Annotated in this window: 15 protein-coding genes; 5 read left to right on the top strand and 10 right to left on the bottom strand. The window is 45.9% G+C overall.

Annotated features, from left to right (window positions below; genetic code table 11):
* Window positions 1-55 precede the first annotated feature (55 nt).
* Both KFV11_RS08795 and xdrA read right to left on the bottom strand, forming a co-directional pair.
* Complete coding sequence (locus tag KFV11_RS08795) at window positions 56-418, bottom strand: YlbF/YmcA family competence regulator (protein ID WP_149459431.1); 363 nt, start codon at window positions 416-418, stop codon at window positions 56-58.
* A 105-nt stretch (window positions 419-523) separates the two neighbouring features.
* Entirely contained in the window at window positions 524-988 is a 465-nt protein-coding gene (xdrA, locus tag KFV11_RS08800) for an XRE family transcriptional regulator XdrA (protein ID WP_149459432.1), read from the bottom strand.
* 306 nt (window positions 989-1,294) lie between these two features.
* Between xdrA and KFV11_RS08805 the strand changes: the two genes are divergently transcribed.
* Together KFV11_RS08805 and KFV11_RS08810 are read left to right on the top strand one after the other, a co-directional pair.
* Window positions 1,295-2,161: a cation diffusion facilitator family transporter gene (locus tag KFV11_RS08805; protein ID WP_149459433.1), complete on the top strand. Its 867-nt coding sequence runs from the start codon at window positions 1,295-1,297 to the stop codon at window positions 2,159-2,161.
* A gap of 4 nt (window positions 2,162-2,165) precedes the next feature.
* The gene (locus KFV11_RS08810) at window positions 2,166-2,870 is read left to right on the top strand and encodes an SDR family NAD(P)-dependent oxidoreductase (RefSeq protein ID WP_254249759.1); all 705 of its coding nucleotides are present in this window, start codon (window positions 2,166-2,168) and stop codon (window positions 2,868-2,870) included.
* Between the two features lie 51 nt (window positions 2,871-2,921).
* On the opposite strand, the gene KFV11_RS08815 is transcribed toward KFV11_RS08810, so the two are convergent.
* The 3 genes from KFV11_RS08815 to KFV11_RS08825 are packed head-to-tail and all read right to left on the bottom strand — an operon-like array spanning window position 2,922 to window position 6,207.
* Window positions 2,922-3,554, bottom strand: a complete 633-nt coding sequence (locus KFV11_RS08815) for a response regulator transcription factor (RefSeq protein ID WP_254249760.1) — start codon at window positions 3,552-3,554, stop codon at window positions 2,922-2,924.
* Between the two features lie 4 nt (window positions 3,555-3,558).
* Complete coding sequence (locus KFV11_RS08820) at window positions 3,559-4,662, bottom strand: GAF domain-containing sensor histidine kinase (RefSeq protein ID WP_149459436.1); 1,104 nt, start codon at window positions 4,660-4,662, stop codon at window positions 3,559-3,561.
* A 6-nt stretch (window positions 4,663-4,668) separates the two neighbouring features.
* Window positions 4,669-6,207 (bottom strand): bifunctional GNAT family N-acetyltransferase/carbon-nitrogen hydrolase family protein, encoded by a 1,539-nt coding sequence (locus KFV11_RS08825; protein ID WP_149459437.1) that lies wholly within the window; start codon window positions 6,205-6,207, stop codon window positions 4,669-4,671.
* 80 nt (window positions 6,208-6,287) lie between these two features.
* Here KFV11_RS08825 and KFV11_RS08830 point away from each other — a divergent pair, with 80 nt between their 5' ends.
* A complete protein-coding gene (locus KFV11_RS08830; RefSeq protein WP_149459438.1) occupies window positions 6,288-7,109 on the top strand; it encodes an RluA family pseudouridine synthase in 822 nt (273 codons plus the stop codon).
* A 64-nt stretch (window positions 7,110-7,173) separates the two neighbouring features.
* Window positions 7,174-7,785 (top strand): nitroreductase family protein, encoded by a 612-nt coding sequence (locus tag KFV11_RS08835; protein ID WP_254249761.1) that lies wholly within the window; start codon window positions 7,174-7,176, stop codon window positions 7,783-7,785.
* 35 nt (window positions 7,786-7,820) lie between these two features.
* Here KFV11_RS08835 and KFV11_RS08840 read toward each other — a convergent pair whose 3' ends face one another.
* From KFV11_RS08840 to KFV11_RS08855, 4 genes are all read right to left on the bottom strand, one after another.
* Window positions 7,821-9,980 (bottom strand): RNA degradosome polyphosphate kinase, encoded by a 2,160-nt coding sequence (locus KFV11_RS08840; protein ID WP_254249762.1) that lies wholly within the window; start codon window positions 9,978-9,980, stop codon window positions 7,821-7,823.
* A gap of 64 nt (window positions 9,981-10,044) precedes the next feature.
* Window positions 10,045-11,571, bottom strand: coding sequence for an exopolyphosphatase (gene ppx / locus KFV11_RS08845; protein WP_254249763.1), 1,527 nt, complete (start codon window positions 11,569-11,571; stop codon window positions 10,045-10,047).
* Window positions 11,572-11,621: 50 nt separating this feature from the next.
* Window positions 11,622-13,007 carry a class II fumarate hydratase gene (gene fumC / locus KFV11_RS08850; protein ID WP_149459442.1) on the bottom strand — a complete coding sequence of 462 codons (1,386 nt, stop codon included), beginning with the start codon at window positions 13,005-13,007 and terminating at the stop codon, window positions 11,622-11,624.
* Between the two features lie 87 nt (window positions 13,008-13,094).
* Complete coding sequence (locus KFV11_RS08855; protein ID WP_170234589.1) at window positions 13,095-13,247, bottom strand: SAS053 family DNA gyrase inhibitor; 153 nt, start codon at window positions 13,245-13,247, stop codon at window positions 13,095-13,097.
* A gap of 110 nt (window positions 13,248-13,357) precedes the next feature.
* Here KFV11_RS08855 and KFV11_RS08860 point away from each other — a divergent pair, with 110 nt between their 5' ends.
* The gene (locus tag KFV11_RS08860) at window positions 13,358-14,266 is read left to right on the top strand and encodes a nuclease-related domain-containing protein (RefSeq protein WP_254249764.1); all 909 of its coding nucleotides are present in this window, start codon (window positions 13,358-13,360) and stop codon (window positions 14,264-14,266) included.
* Between the two features lie 248 nt (window positions 14,267-14,514).
* On the opposite strand, the gene KFV11_RS08865 is transcribed toward KFV11_RS08860, so the two are convergent.
* Entirely contained in the window at window positions 14,515-15,129 is a 615-nt protein-coding gene (locus KFV11_RS08865) for a 6-phosphogluconolactonase (protein WP_254249765.1), read from the bottom strand.
* Between the last annotated feature and the right edge of the window lies 1 nt (window position 15,130).

The raw sequence follows: 15,130 nt of genomic DNA on the forward strand, positions 1-15,130 counted from the left end.
TTGTTTACCTCTTAAAAAAAATAAACGAAATCTTCATTCCGTTTATTTTTCACTATTATTGTTCAGTCGGTTCGTTGACACCATATAAGTCCTGTAATGGTCTCATGATGATGCGGTTTAAGTCTTCGATGATCTGGCTCATGCGCTGTTCTGCCTGCATTAACTTAGCGATATTTTCATCCTGCTCAATTTTAGCAGCGACGTTGTTCGCACTTGCGATATCTTCTTCAGTGATCTCCTGGCCGGACATCTGTTTCTCCTGCAATGTCAGCTGGATGTTTCTGAACTCATCGAACAGCTGCTTTGATTCAGGGTTATTATTGATTGCCTCGAAGTAAGTTTTTACTGCCGTGTATTCGTCACTTTGACGTAATGCACTTTCCAGGCGATTTGCTTCATCATAAATATTAACTGTCATTTTGAATGGCTCCTTTAAGTAATGTCTGTTAATAATGTACCATAATTCAGCAGATTAACCAATCGATACTATAGACATAAAAAAAGCAAACGACGTGTCGTCTGCTTAAGCGTTGATTAACTGATCCGCCACTCTTCTGTTGAAGAAAGTATCAGCTTCACGTTCTTTGTTTGAGCCGAATAACGGCTGATTAGCTGAATCAATAACGCGGTAAAGGTTTGAAATTTTATTGAACTGAAGTGTGTAGCCTGCTTCTTTCTGCTTTGTTTCCCACCACAGCTCATCAAGATTCTCATTTTTAGGGTATGCACATGCACCGCGTGAGATGACTTGAATGACTTCAAGCGGATCTCCGCCGAGTGTCGTCTGCAGTACTTCTGAATCTCTGAATAATGCACATAACGATACGCATGTTGTCCAGTTGGGTAGCACCCGTTCCTTTTCAATTTGCACTAATGTTTTTTTAGACAGACCGATCGTTTGAGCCATTGTATCCTGTGTGTAGCCTGCTTCTATACGGACCATTTTGAATTTTGTCTGCAATAAATCTGTGAAGTTCTGTTTATCCATTATATACGACCTTTCTTCTATATATTTACGCTCAACATATGCACTGAGCATTAAATTGAAATAATACACATCTTTTTAAGACACATTTACCATCTTAATATAATTTACAGCAAATTAAAAGAGGAAAAACTCGAAGTTTTTCCTCTGTCGCAAATTTGTCACTTATTGAGCGGTGATACGATTTAATTTTCTTTTTTCACGCTGTGCTGTGCTGCCTGATTTCATTATTCCGGGAAACTATCACTAGATATTTCACCGGTAATGCCTCATAATAAGACGGTACAAAACGTAAAGGACGCGATGATATTGCATATTAAGGATAAGCTTGAGCAGGCTAAAAAAGGTGCCCGGCTCAGTATTTTAATGTATATAGTTCTGACGCTTGCCAAGTTATTATTCGGCTGGATCAACGGTTCACAGGCACTGATTGCGGATGGTCTGAACAACGCGACTGATGTCATTTCATCTATTGCGCTTCTTGTCGGCTTATCTATCTCCATGAAGCCCGCAGACTCCAATCATAACTACGGGCATTACCGCTCAGAATTCATCGCTTCTCTTACAGCATCGTTCATCATGTTTGCAGTCTCTGTGCAGGTTATTGTGCATGGTGTGACAAACTTTCTGAGCGGCACGTATTCAACGCCGACCGCTGAAGCGGCTGTAGTCGCCATCATTTCGGCCGCTGTCATGTTCTGCGTCTACTTATATAACCGGAACCTTGCCAGGAAAGTCGATTCCAGCGCTCTGAAGGCTGCCGCTTATGACAACTTATCCGATGCATTGGTCAGCGTCGGCACATTTATCGGAGTGATGGGTGTATACGTCGGTGTTCCGATGCTCGATACTATCGCCGCTATCGTCGTCGGCTTCATCATCATGAAAACAGCAGTCGATATATTCAGGGATACGGCAATCACTTTAACTGACGGCTTCGAAGTAGAAACATTAGACAGGATGAGACATCTTGTCTCCTCCATCCCCGGCGTCATCCAGGTCGTCGACTTAAAAGGCAGAAATCACGGTGTCATCTCTTTTGTCGACGTCACCGTCACCGTACTACCTACACTTTCTGTGAAAGAAAGTCATGACATTGCAGAGCAGATTGAACAGCAGATGAAAGAAGAGTTCGGTTCTGTCGAAACAATCGTCCATATTGAACCTGAGGAGTGATTCGATGTTTAAAGAGCGAGTAGTGGTCATTACCGGTGCCGCAAGTGGTATCGGCAGAGCTGCAGCAGAAGCATTCAAGAAAGAAGGGGCACATGTCGCGGTCATTGATATGGCACCTAATGATTATTTCACAGGTGATATCGCTGATGAGCAGACGCTCATTCAGTTCAAAAACCAAGTCATCCAGGACTTCGGACATATCGATATACTTGTCAACAACGCGCTGCCTTTAATGAAAGGGCTCGATGACTGCTCTTATGAGGAATTCAACTATGCCTTAAAAGTCGGTGTGACAGCGCCTTTCTTTCTCACCCAGCTCTTCCAGCCGCACTTCAGACAAGGAGGTACGGTCATCAATATTGCATCGACGAGAGCGACGATGAGTCAGCCGCAGACTGAAAGCTATGCAGCTGCTAAAGGCGGCATCAGCTCCTTGACTCATGCATTGGCAATCTCGTTAAGCGGCAAAGTCAGAGTCAATGCGATTGCACCCGGCTGGATAGCTACTACAGGACAGACGTTTTCAGGTGCGAACAACAGCCAGCATCCCGCTGGACGCGTCGGTAAGCCGGAAGATATCGTCGACATGATACTGTTCCTTGCTTCAGATAAAGCAGGCTTCATCACAGGCGAACAGATCACGATTGACGGCGGCATGACTAAGCAGATGATCTATCATAACGACCAAGGCTGGACTTATCAGCCATAACAAAAACAGCACACTTTGTTAAAGTGTGCTGTTTTACTGTAGTTTTGATGCTTATTGCTTTTTCACTAAATGATAAGTCATCGCATAGATGGCAGCCTGCGTCCGGTCGTTGACCTCAAGCTTTGAGAAGATGTGGCTGACATGCGTTTTGACGGTTTTCTCAGACACGAATAAAATACCCGCTATTTCCTTGTTCGTCAGTCCTTTGACCATCTGCTCCAGCACTTCCAGTTCACGCTTGGACAGCTTCTTCTGTAAATGCGGCAGCTGTTCGGCGTTTCTGACAGCAGTCATGACAGACGGATGAAAGATTTTTTCTCCGGCGACTACCCGGCGGATTGTTTCTATCAGCTTACCGGGTTCTGCATCCTTCACTTCATAGCCGTCTGCACCAGCTTCCATCACACCGAGCACATGCTCTTCGTCAATGTAACTTGAAAGCACAAGAATCTTAAGGTCGGGATGCAGTGCCTTCAATGTCTTCGTCGTCTTGATGCCGTCCATCTTCGGCATGACAAGGTCCATTAAAATACAGTCCGGTGGTTCATGTGTTGTTAAATAATCGATGACTTCGGACCCGTCGCTAAAATCAGCCGCAATGGTATAATCCGTCATCGAACTGATGAGGAACTTCAGTCCCTGTCTGACGATATGGTGGTCATCGACCAGTATAATTGAAGTCATTCCGTCATCCTTCCTGCAGCGTAAATGTAACGACTGTGCCGGTGTCCATACTGCTCGTAATGAACAGCATCCCGCCGATTGACTCTGCCCGCTGCCTCATATTAGCCAGTCCATGCGTCGGCAGCTGCTTCGCCGATTGCACAGCGAATCCTTTACCATTGTCTTTGATCGTCAGGCTGAATGCCGTCAGCTGATTGATTGTGATTTCCACTTCAGCTGTTCCTGCATGCTTCTTTATATTATTCAGTGCCTCCTGGGCAATTCTGAAGACGACCGTCTCTTCTTTGTTATCCAGCTGAATCAGTCCGTTGATGTGCATCGTCACGTTCAAGTTAAGGACATCCGCATACTGATGGATGGCATGAGCAAGGCCCTGCTCAAGTCCGATAGGCTTCAGCTGCCAGATCAGTGCGCGCATCTCATTGACTGCCGACTGACTGGTTGCTTCTATAATTTCAAATGCAGATTTCGCTCTGTCATCCTTTGTATTGGCGGCGGCAGCATGCGCAGTCAGCCTGAGTGAGAACAGCATCTGGTTGACTGAATCATGAAGGTCACGCGCAAGACGGTTCCGTTCATTAGTCAGTGCAATCTCACGTTCGCGCTCTGTCAGAAATATGCGTTTAATAGCGCTGCCGATCTGGAACGCGACGGACTCCAGCAGTTCCAGCTCATCTTCACTGTAGCTTGTTTTATGTGGAGCGGCGACATTCAGCAGCCCGAACCGTTCCTGCCCTGACTGGAGCGGCACTGTTGCATGGTGCGTAATATCAGCGGTCCCGTCCGGATGCTGACGATTAGCCTTGACGATGCGGGAGCACGTGATGATATTGGATGCTTTCGTCAGCTTCCCCTGATGATATCTGGACACACACCAGCACGGTCCTGCCGTCATATAGTGACAGTCATTCTGCTCAAGTGCATCCGGCAGCCGGTAGTCAGAGATCAGCTGATGGCTGCCTTCATCATCAATGAAGAAAATCCAGCCGGTCGAAAAATCAGTGCCTTCGACAAGCCGCTTCAGTGCACCGTCCAGCATGGAATAAGTCTCTGTCTCTTCATTCAGAAACTCCGCGATCTCTTTAAGTAAAGCGGTCCTCGACTTCATGGTCTCTTATCTCTTATATTCGACGCGGTATAGGTCATGACGTCTGTCACGCAGCTGTCTGACGGTACCATCTTCACGGCCGCGGCGCAGCACTTCCAAGTCGACGTCTCCGATCATGACCATCTCCAGATTCTCCCCTGTTTCACCTATAATACCATCACGGGCAAACCCGAAATCACTCGGCGTATATATACCTGACGCTGAATACTGGATGTCCATGTTTTCAGTCTGCGGCAAGTTACCACATGTACCGCTCGTCACCGTGTAAATCTGGTTTTCGATTGCACGGGCCATTGAGCAGTATTTAACGCGCAGATAACTCTGACGGTCTTCTGTTGAGAACGGTGTGAAGATGATCTTCGCACCTTTTTCGGTTGCGATACGTGCCATTTCAGGGAACTCAGCATCGTAACAGATCTGGATTGCAATCTTACCGCAGTCTGTATCGAACACTTCGACTTTCTTGCCCGGAGAAATTCCCCACCAGCGGCGTTCGTTCGGTGTCACATGGATTTTGTACTGCTTCTCAATAGAGCCGTCACGGCGGAATAAGTAGGAGATGTTATAAATGTCATCGTTCTCCTCAACGAAATGCGAGCCACCGATAATATTGATGTTATAGCGCAGCGCAAAGTCATTGAACATCTCAATGTACTGCTCTGTGTAATTGGTCAGCTGGCGGATAGACTCAGCAGGACTCCGCTTCTCATCAAAGCTCATAAGCTGTGTAGTCAATAGTTCCGGGAAGACGACAAAATCACTGCCGGCATCATAGGCCACGTCGACAAAGTATTCAATCTGATTCGCAAACTCCTCAAAAGAATCGATCTTACGCATCATGTAGTTGACCGTGCAGATACGTATCGGATGACTCGTCTTGAAATGAAGATTTGATTTCGCCACAAAGTCAGGATTGTTCCACTCCATCAATGTCGCGTATTTGCTGCTTTTCACGTCATCCTTCAAATAACCCGGATTGATACGCATCAACGTGAAGCCGTTCATAAACTGGAACGTCAGCACCGGGTCCTTAATTTTGCGCTTCATGACATCAGTCACATACTCACGCGGTGTCAGTTCATCTTTGTAAAGATGATAGTTCGGGATGCGGCCGCCGATAATAATACTCTTCAAGTTCAATTCATAGGCAATTTCGCGGCGTGCCTCATACAGCCGCTGTCCGACGCGCATGCCACGGTAGTCAGGGTGAACCATCACTTCAATACCGTATAAGTTATGACCGTTCTCATTATGATTCGTAATATAACCGTTATCGGTAATATCATCCCATGTATGTCTGTCATCATATTCATCAAAGTTAATAATCAGACTAGAGCATGAGCCGATAATGCGGCCTTCATATTCTATGACCATCTGGCCGCGCGGGAATAAATTCAGATGCGATTCCAGCTGCTCTTTCTTCCACGGATCCATACCCGCGAAACAGATTTTCTGCAGCTGCATCACTTCTTCTATATCTTCAAATGTCATCTGACGCGCTTCTATAGACTTGTTAAACTTCTCAAGATTCAATTCTTCTGTCATGTTCAAGCTCCTTCATGTAAACTATACATATATTATACACGATTATAAGTACTATCAAACGAACTGCTCTGGAGGAAACAATGAAAATAACGATAAATGATCAATTTAAAGGAATGACAATCGAAGAACTGCTCAGACATTGGGTGCTGCCGAAGAAAATGATTCATGAGCTGAGAATGTCTAAAGCGCTGACCGTGAATAGTCAGCCTGCTCTGTTCGCCACACAGCTGCACACAGGAGATGTTCTGGAGCTGCCTGTCGCTGAGGAGCACAGCCAGTATAAGTCGTCTCACCGGCTCTGTGAAGTCGTCTATGAAGATGACTATTTAGCGGTGCTCGTAAAACCAAAAGGCGTCAAGACACATCCAAACGACATGATGGAAACCAATACACTACTGAATCATGCCGTCTATACATTGAAATCTGACTATGTCGAACCGATTCACCGCCTTGACCAGGAGACAGTCGGCCTAGTGCTCGTCGCTAAAAATCCGCTGATCAAAAAAATTCTCGACCGCATGCTTGAACAGCGTGAAATTACCCGGACTTATAAAGCGAAAGTCAGAAGTCTTCTGCCCATTAAAAACCAGACGATTGAACTGCCGATCGGCAAAGATAAGTTCCATCCGAATAAACGCCGTGTGTCCGATACGGGTCAGCACGCAGTGACACATATCATCAGCTCTCAAGTGCTTGGGGACGGTGTCACTGAAGTCGAACTGAAGCTTGATACAGGACGGACGCACCAGATCCGGGTGCATCTCGCAGCTATCGGCCACCCTGTGCTCGGCGACCCGTTGTACAGTGACTCCAAGCTTCGCCAGCTCCAGCTGACAGGCTATAAGCTCAGCTTCATCCATCCGTTTACCGGTGAACTCGTACAGGCTGAATTGAAGCAGTAATATTGCATTTTCTCACTTTCAGTCTTACCATAATAACTAGGAAGATTTAACACGGAGGATTATTATGATACAAACACATAGAGATATTTTCTTTGACAGACGCTCAGTGAAAGAATATGATCCAGCCTTCAAGCTCACTCAGGACGAACTGTCAGAGCTGATCAACAAAGCCAATCAGGCACCATCAGCATGGAATCTGCAGCACTGGAAGTACTTGGTCATCCATAGTGACGAAGCAAAAGCTGCGTTACTGCCGATTGCATTCCACCAGCAGCAGATTGCTGACTCAAGTGCAACAGTGGTGATTCTCGCTGACCGGGAAGCACATAAACAGGCAGAGCCGGTCTTCAGCCGTGACATCGCGGAAGGTCGTATGACCGAAGAAATCAAGGCACTGCTGACAAAGCAGATTGACAGTGCTTACGCGAAAGCAGAATATCGCTTTGAGTCCGGCGTGCTGAATGCCTCACTTGCAGCGATGCAGCTGATGAACGCAGCAACACTTGCCGGGCTCGGCACTTGCCCGATCGGCGGCTTCAAACGGACCGAACTGATCAGACAGTTCAATATTGAGGAGCGTTACTTACCGCTCATGCTCATCACCATCGGCAGAACGCGTCAGGAACCTCGTGCGACCGCAAGATTATCGGTCAAAGAAACTGCAACTTTTCTATAGACACTAAATAAAGCATCCCTTGCGGGATGCTTTATTTAGTTCTTTCTTATACGTGAAATCACACGGTCAAGCAGTTTAGAACGGCGCGACATGACTGGTTCCGGCACAGCGGGTTTCTCTTTCAGTGAGCGTCTGAACTGCTCTGCTTCTTTCACTAAATATTCCTGTGAATTAAGCGGCTCAAGTTCATTTCTCACGTAATGATACACACCATTCATATCCTGTTCACGCGCTTTCTGATTATCATTCAGCTGGAGCTGCAGAAAATCTTTCAGCCGTGTGACAATGTCCGGATCAAGAATCGGGAATAGAATTTCCACCCGTTTGATCATGTTTCTTGTCATCATATCTGCTGACGATAAGTACATTCTTTCTTCTCCGTTATGATAGAAATAATAAATTCTTGAATGCTCGAGGAACCGTCCGACGATACTAATCACGCGTATATTGTCACTGACGCCGGGAATGCCGGGTTTCAGACAGCAGATACCGCGGATGATCAAGTTCACTTTAACGCCGGCCTGACTCGCTTCAAACAGTTTTTTGATGACCGCTTTATCCGTCAGCGAATTCATCTTTGCAATGATCAGGCCATTGCCATTCTGACGGTGTGATTCAATCTCCTGATCGATGTGATCCAGAAACTCCTCCCGTATCTCAAATGGTGCTACATGCAGCTTATTGTATTCCGGCTTCTCAGAATAACCGCTTAAGTAATTGAAGAAGTTCATCGCGTCCTGCCCGATTTCCTTGTTCGTCGTAATGATGCCCATATCGGTATAGATTTTCGCGGTTTTATCATTATAGTTACCGGTGCCAAGATGAACATAAGGCACAAGTTCATCGTTGATTTTCTTGATGACGAGCGTAATCTTACTATGGGTCTTCAAGTAGGTCATCCCGTAGATTACATGACATCCTGCTTCTTCAAGCATCTTCGCCCAGTGCACGTTGTTCTCTTCATCAAAACGCGCCTTCAGCTCTACAAGCACAGTGACCTGTTTGCCGGCTTCAGCTGCATTTTTTAATGCTTCAATAATCGGAGAATCACTGGAAACGCGGTACAGCGTCTGCTTGATGGCAAGCGTCGCCGGATCAACTGACGCTTCCTTAATGAAATCCACAATCGGCTGGAAAGATTCATACGGGTGATGGAAGAACACATCGCGCTCGCGTGCTGCTTCGTACACATTTCTTATGCCGAGTGAGGCAGGCGGTGCTGGCTCGAATTTCTTAAATTCGAACTGCGGGTACTTTTTCGACACCATGCCGGATAACTGGAACAGCATCGTCAAATCAAGCGGGCCGTCAATCTTGTAGACATCGCGCTCCTCGATCTCCAGTTCGTGAGTCAGGAAAGAACCACCGATTGTCGGATCGTTTCTCGTATCGATCTCAAGGCGGACAGCGGCACCGCTCTTTCGTTTTTTGAGGAACTTTTCGATTTCAATGAGCAGGTCTTCTGCACCGTCTTCATGAATCGATAAGTCGGCATTACGCGTGATTCTGAACGTAAATGCACGGCGTACTTCATGTCCACTGAATAATCTGCCGATGAAATGGATGATGACATCTTCCAGCATGACAAAAATCATGCGCTGATCATCCTGCAGCAGAATAATGCGGTTTAACAGTGCCGGAATCTGGACGATGGCTGATTTGTCCTCGCCTTTTGCATCAACTACATCCACAAAGACATTCAATGACTTATTGGACAGCTTCGGAAACGGTCTGTAGGCATCAATGCCGAGCGGCGTGAGTGTCGGCATAATTTCAAACTCAAAGCGCTGCTTGATTACCTCATAATTATGCGATTCGAGTTCCTCCGGCTGCTTGAGAAAAACGTTATGCCCTTCCAGTTCCTGCAGCAGCTGGTGATACTGCTCATATTGCAGCCTGACATTCTCTCTGTTGTCTTTGTCGATAGCTACAAGCTGTTCTTTAGGTGTCATCTGCGTCTTGTTTTCACGCTCATTGAAGTTAAGTTTAATCTGGTCTTTCAGTCCTGCGACACGGACCATGAAAAACTCATCTAAGTTTGAAGAAGCGATGGCAAGAAACTTCAATCGTTCTAACAGCGGATTTCTTTTATCCAGAGCTTCTTCAATGACGCGGTGGTTAAATGCAACCCAGCTTACTTCTCTATTGTTGTAATATTGCTTGTTGTTCAAATCAATCGCGTTTGTCGTCTCCATATATTATCACTTCCACTTTTAATAGTTAAAATATTATCCCGACTTAAGTTATAACGAACTATTGTTAATTCTCTGTAAAAGTGATGTGAATTTTTGCTTTCACAATCTTCTCAAGGTGTTTCTTCTGTCTTTCAGCCTGATATTCTTCGGCTATCGGATCGCCTTTATACATTATAACTAAGTTATAGCGGTCTTTATGCTTTTCAAGATAAAGAGAGTTCACGACGCTTGTATTGCTGCTGTTCAGTGCATAGGCAAATTTCAGTATACTGCCGAGGAGCTGAATCTTGGCTTTTTCGGCTTCTGTGAACCATCCCGTTTCATCCGCGAAGAATTTCAGCAGCGTTTTATTCTTGTAGCTGGATAATAAGGCAAGCTTCACCCGGTTGCGGTGGGACACGCCGTTTAAGCTTGAGTTGGAAATGATATAGTACGTATGCTGGCTCGCTGCATCGGAATCGATGTAACTGCCGAGATAAAATAAGTAAGCTGACTGAAGCAGCAGTTTTTTATCCAGTTTGTTTCCGTCTATCAAGTCGTTCTTCTCAAGTTCATAATAGAGCATTTCGGCGAGCCTCTGACGCTGCAGCGCTTCCTGCCGCCCGATATTATAGCTGTAAGCCAAGTTGCGCAGACTTTCTTTGAACACTTCATGCTTATCAAACGGGTGTTTGTATTCTTTCTCGAGGATGGACATGATGACACCTTCACGCAGACCTTTACGGGAGAAGACAAACTCAGTTGCCTCCACTTCTTCATACAGTTCCTTGAACAGCAGTGTCGACGGGATGATGATGTCTCTCCGGTCGCGGCTCAGTCCGTCCAAGTCTTCCAGGTCATCCATCGTTGAACTCATCAGCTTCTTGTAGACGACACTAATGTCTTCCTCTTTCATGGAGTAGCCATGAACACCGGCTATCGGATATTCGACAAGCGACTGATGAATGCGGGCAATATTACGGGCAGAGCCACCGATGGCAATAATCGGCACTTTTCGTTTCGCCAGCCATTTTAAGCTCTGCAGCTGCTCTTTAATGAATGCACGTGCCTGAGACACAGCTTTGTCATCATTATGCTTCTTATTCTCAAAGAACAGCTTCTGCAGGGTCACGACGCCGAACGGGAAACTGTGCGAGAACTTCAGTTCCTTGTCTTCAAAGTAGGTGACTTCTGTACTACCGCCGCCGATATCCACTGTGACACCGTCGCTGAAGTTAAGCGTATGGACAACCGCATAGTAGCCGTAGAACGCTTCTTCTTTCTCCGTGACAATCTGCATCGTGATATTTGTCTGTTCTTTGACGTAACTAATAATTTCTTCGATATTCTTTGATTGCCGGACCGCTGCTGTCGCCACTGGATATAAAGCTTCCACATGAAACTTCGCAGCTACCTGCTGAAAGCTTTGAAGCGTACTGCAGAGCACTTCTATCCCTTCCTGTGCCATCACTTTATCTCGATCCAGATACTGATACAGCCGGGCCGGCGTCTTGATGTTCTGGAGTTCCTGCAGGCCGGTTGACTCCGAGTATTCAAATATAACAAGGCGGATGGTGTTTGAACCGATATCCACTAATCCTATTCTTCTCATGGTGAACCTCTCTTTAGTAAAAAATGCCTGCTATCATGCAGGCATTCCAATTATTTTGGGTGGATCATCTCTTCTGGTTTAATCCACTCGTCGAACTGCTCTTCTGTTAAATAACCGCTGTTAATCGCGGATTGTTTTAACGTCAGTCCTTCTTTATGAGCAGTCTTCGCAATATATGCTGCTTTTTCGTAACCGATATGCGGGTTGAGTGCAGTGACCAGCATAAGAGAACGGTTTAAGTAATCGGAGATATTGTCTGCTATCGGTTCTATACCCACTGCGCAGTTGTCGTTAAACGAGTTCATGCCGTCAGCCAGCAAATAAATAGACTGCAGTGTATTGTACATGATCACTGGTTTGAAGACATTCAGCTCAAAGTTACCCTGGCTTGCCGCAATACCGACTGCCGCGTCATTTCCCATGACCTGTACAGCGACCATCGTCAGCATCTCACTTTGAGTCGGATTGACCTTACCAGGCATAATTGATGAGCCGGGTTCATTTTCCGGGATGGACAGTTCACCGAGACCTGCACGTGGTCCTGATGACAGCCAGCGAACATCATTGGCGATTTTCATTAAATCAGCTGCCAGTGCTTTTAAGGCACCGTGGACAAATGTCACTTCATCATGAGCTGTTAAAGCATGGAATTTATTAGGAGAAGAAATAAAATCATAGCCTGTCTGTGCTTTGATCTGAGCTGCGACTCTATCGCCGAATTCCGGATGCGCATTGATGCCGGTGCCGACTGCAGTGCCACCGATAGCAAGGTTAAGCAGTTCTTTCCGGGATAAGTTAAGCAGTGCTTCACATTTGTCGAGCATATATCTCCAGCCGGAAATCTCCTGACCGAGCGTCAGCGGTGTCGCATCCTGTAAGTGCGTACGGCCGATCTTGATGATATGATCGAACTGCTCTTCTTTCTGCTTCAATGTGTCACGCAGTTTTGCCAGTGCAGGCAGCAGCCGCTCTTCAATTTCACTGTACAGGCTGACATGCATCGCTGTCGGATAAGTATCGTTTGAACTTTGAGATTTGTTGACATCGTCGTTCGGATGAACAGATTCATCGCTGCCTGATTCCTGTAAATACTTGTTCGCTGCAAAAGCCACCACTTCATTGACATTCATGTTGCTCTGCGTACCGCTTCCTGTCTGCCAGACGACAAGTGGGAAGTGGTCATCCAGCTTACCGGATAACACATCGTCACATGCTTTGACGATCGCCTCACATTTAGCTTCGGATAGTTTGCCGAGGTCCTTGTTGACGATCGCTGCCGCTTTCTTCAGATGCGCGAATCCATAGACAACTTCAATCGGCATCTTTTCTTTACCGACCGGGAAGTTTTGTTTACTTCTCTGCGTCTGTGCGCCCCAGTATTTATCCGCAGGTACTTCTATTTCACCAAATGTATCATGTTCAATTCTTACAGACATTCTTTTCTCCCCTTATCTCTTAATAAGTCCATTCTACAATAAATAACGCTTTCATTCATCTGTTTTCATAGAAAAACAGCTGATTTCTCAACTGTTCTGCGCGTCATCTTCTTCCGACCAGTCATTGTCCCGGTCTTCTTCGTTGCGGAGTGAAATCTGCTCCATCTCCTTGCCCAGTTCGACAACATCGTCGAAGTCCTGCACCATTTCGTTGTCCTGATCTTGATAGCGGTCTGTCATTATCATGACCTCCTTTTTAAATGATTATACTACATAACGCTCAAAGTTGTGAATGTTAACAAAATGATATATCTTATAATTGTTAAATTTTATATGTAGCGGAGGTATGGATGAAATCATTGAAACCACGTGTATCATTGCACCAGGCAGACTGTTTCCGGCTGCTGCAGGAACGCTTCCACTTTTCTGACGACACTGCTGCAAGGTGTGACAAGCTATTAAAAGGTGAATACGGTGAAACTCGTGTCGATGAACTGCTGAGTTGTTTTTTTGATGGGTTTGATGGCATTTATATTAGTGACCTCAGATTGAATATTGATTTTCAGCAAGTGCAGGTTGATAGTTTGATTGTTCTGGACGACTGCGTGCTGGTGTTTGAAGTCAAGAACTTATCGTTCGATCTGCATGCTGCGGACGGCTTATTTTACATGATGAGCGGAGAGCCGTTCACAGCGCTGAACGATCAGCTGGCGCGCCTGAAGAAACTGCTGCGCGCTTATGTTGCGCAGTTCGATCCCTACATCGATGTTATCGTCTACCCGTTTTTCATAAATGACAGCCAGTGCATTCATGGCATGCTGCTCCGCGGCGACGTGCTGGCCACCAGTAACTTCGCGCTTGTACTCGCGAAATACCGTAGACGATTTAATTGGCGCAGCACCGTCCCATTAGTCAATCACCTAATGAAGCGCAGCGTTCCCAATAATTTCGATAAAAAGATGGACATCGACTATTCCAAAGTGACAAAAGGCACCTACTGCTCTGTATGTTATAACAAAGTAGAGCGGATTAGCCAGAGAAAGTTCCAGTGCCTGAAATGCAATACTGACATAAGCACGGCTGCCGTTATTTCTAATGGTGTTAAAGAAATCTCACGAATCTGGCCGGATAAACCGATAACTACTAAGTTAGTGACTGACTGGCTTGGAGAGTCGATTGACAAAAGAACCATCCAGCGAGTTCTGTCGAAAAACTATCTGCTGACTAAGGGTAATTATGAGGGCTGGCACTATAAATAATTAAATGGAAGACACTCATGAGAATTCGTAATCACGAGTGTCTTCAATCAGGACACTCAGCTCCACTTCTGCTTACGAGTGTCTTCAATCAGGACACTCAGCTCCACTTCTGCTTACGAGTGTCTTCAATCAGGACATTCAGCTCCATTTCTGCTTACGAGTGTCTTCAATCAGGACACTCAGCTCATCTTCCATGTTCCCACTCTTTACAAACAAAAAACATCGGCCGCAGCCGATGTTCTGTTATATCAGGAGAATAATGAGCGGTAATATTCGCGGATATCCGCAGGTAATCCTTGTGCTGCTTCGTTATCGAGGATAACAGTGACCATGCGGTGTCCTTTTAAGTTGGCCGCTTCAAACGTCGTCTGAGATTCAGCCGTTTCGTACAGGCGTTTGACTGCCTTTGCTTTGTCAGGTCCTGTCACCAGCACAATGACTTCACGCGCTGTCAGCAGACCTTCCTCTTTATCTGCATTGACTTCACGGTAGCCGATGCTGCCGTCTGCATTGAACGTCGTCACAAGCATCGTCAGCTTGCCTTTGTTCTCTTTAGTCTTCACTTTTTTCACGTCATGCTGCAGGCTGCCGTTTCTGTCTGCCTTATGCAGCTGTTCTGTGACGATGCCCATCTGTTTGAAGCTTGCTTCATTCTTGTCATAGTCGAACACATGGATCTGGCTGGCATCCACTGGATTTTTCGTCACATCCTCTATTAATGCACGATAGAAAAAATCCTGCTCATCATTCATAGCGAAAGCGATGATGGATGTTGGATTGTTGTTCATCTGTTTACGTACAAGGTCCGCTGCATATTTTGCTGCGATGCCTTTAGAATCAAATATTTTAAAGTTCATAGCCATG

Source organism: Macrococcus equipercicus, from assembly GCF_024205945.1.
Taxonomy (GTDB): domain Bacteria; phylum Bacillota; class Bacilli; order Staphylococcales; family Staphylococcaceae; genus Macrococcus; species Macrococcus equipercicus.

What these genes read in the sequence shown, in the direction of transcription:
- KFV11_RS08865 (WP_254249765.1), bottom strand. Translation starts at nt 15,129, where the DNA reads ATGGCTATGAACTTTAAAATATTTGATTCTAAAGGCATCGCAGCAAAA.
- KFV11_RS08830 (WP_149459438.1), top strand. Translation starts at nt 6,288, where the DNA reads ATGAAAATAACGATAAATGATCAATTTAAAGGAATGACAATCGAAGAA.
- KFV11_RS08835 (WP_254249761.1), top strand. Translation starts at nt 7,174, where the DNA reads ATGATACAAACACATAGAGATATTTTCTTTGACAGACGCTCAGTGAAA.
- ppx (WP_254249763.1), bottom strand. Translation starts at nt 11,571, where the DNA reads ATGAGAAGAATAGGATTAGTGGATATCGGTTCAAACACCATCCGCCTT.
- KFV11_RS08855 (WP_170234589.1), bottom strand. Translation starts at nt 13,247, where the DNA reads ATGACAGACCGCTATCAAGATCAGGACAACGAAATGGTGCAGGACTTC.
- KFV11_RS08810 (WP_254249759.1), top strand. Translation starts at nt 2,166, where the DNA reads ATGTTTAAAGAGCGAGTAGTGGTCATTACCGGTGCCGCAAGTGGTATC.
- fumC (WP_149459442.1), bottom strand. Translation starts at nt 13,007, where the DNA reads ATGTCTGTAAGAATTGAACATGATACATTTGGTGAAATAGAAGTACCT.
- KFV11_RS08795 (WP_149459431.1), bottom strand. Translation starts at nt 418, where the DNA reads ATGACAGTTAATATTTATGATGAAGCAAATCGCCTGGAAAGTGCATTA.
- KFV11_RS08840 (WP_254249762.1), bottom strand. Translation starts at nt 9,980, where the DNA reads ATGGAGACGACAAACGCGATTGATTTGAACAACAAGCAATATTACAAC.
- KFV11_RS08820 (WP_149459436.1), bottom strand. Translation starts at nt 4,662, where the DNA reads ATGAAGTCGAGGACCGCTTTACTTAAAGAGATCGCGGAGTTTCTGAAT.
- KFV11_RS08860 (WP_254249764.1), top strand. Translation starts at nt 13,358, where the DNA reads ATGAAATCATTGAAACCACGTGTATCATTGCACCAGGCAGACTGTTTC.
- KFV11_RS08825 (WP_149459437.1), bottom strand. Translation starts at nt 6,207, where the DNA reads ATGACAGAAGAATTGAATCTTGAGAAGTTTAACAAGTCTATAGAAGCG.
- xdrA (WP_149459432.1), bottom strand. Translation starts at nt 988, where the DNA reads ATGGATAAACAGAACTTCACAGATTTATTGCAGACAAAATTCAAAATG.
- KFV11_RS08815 (WP_254249760.1), bottom strand. Translation starts at nt 3,554, where the DNA reads ATGACTTCAATTATACTGGTCGATGACCACCATATCGTCAGACAGGGA.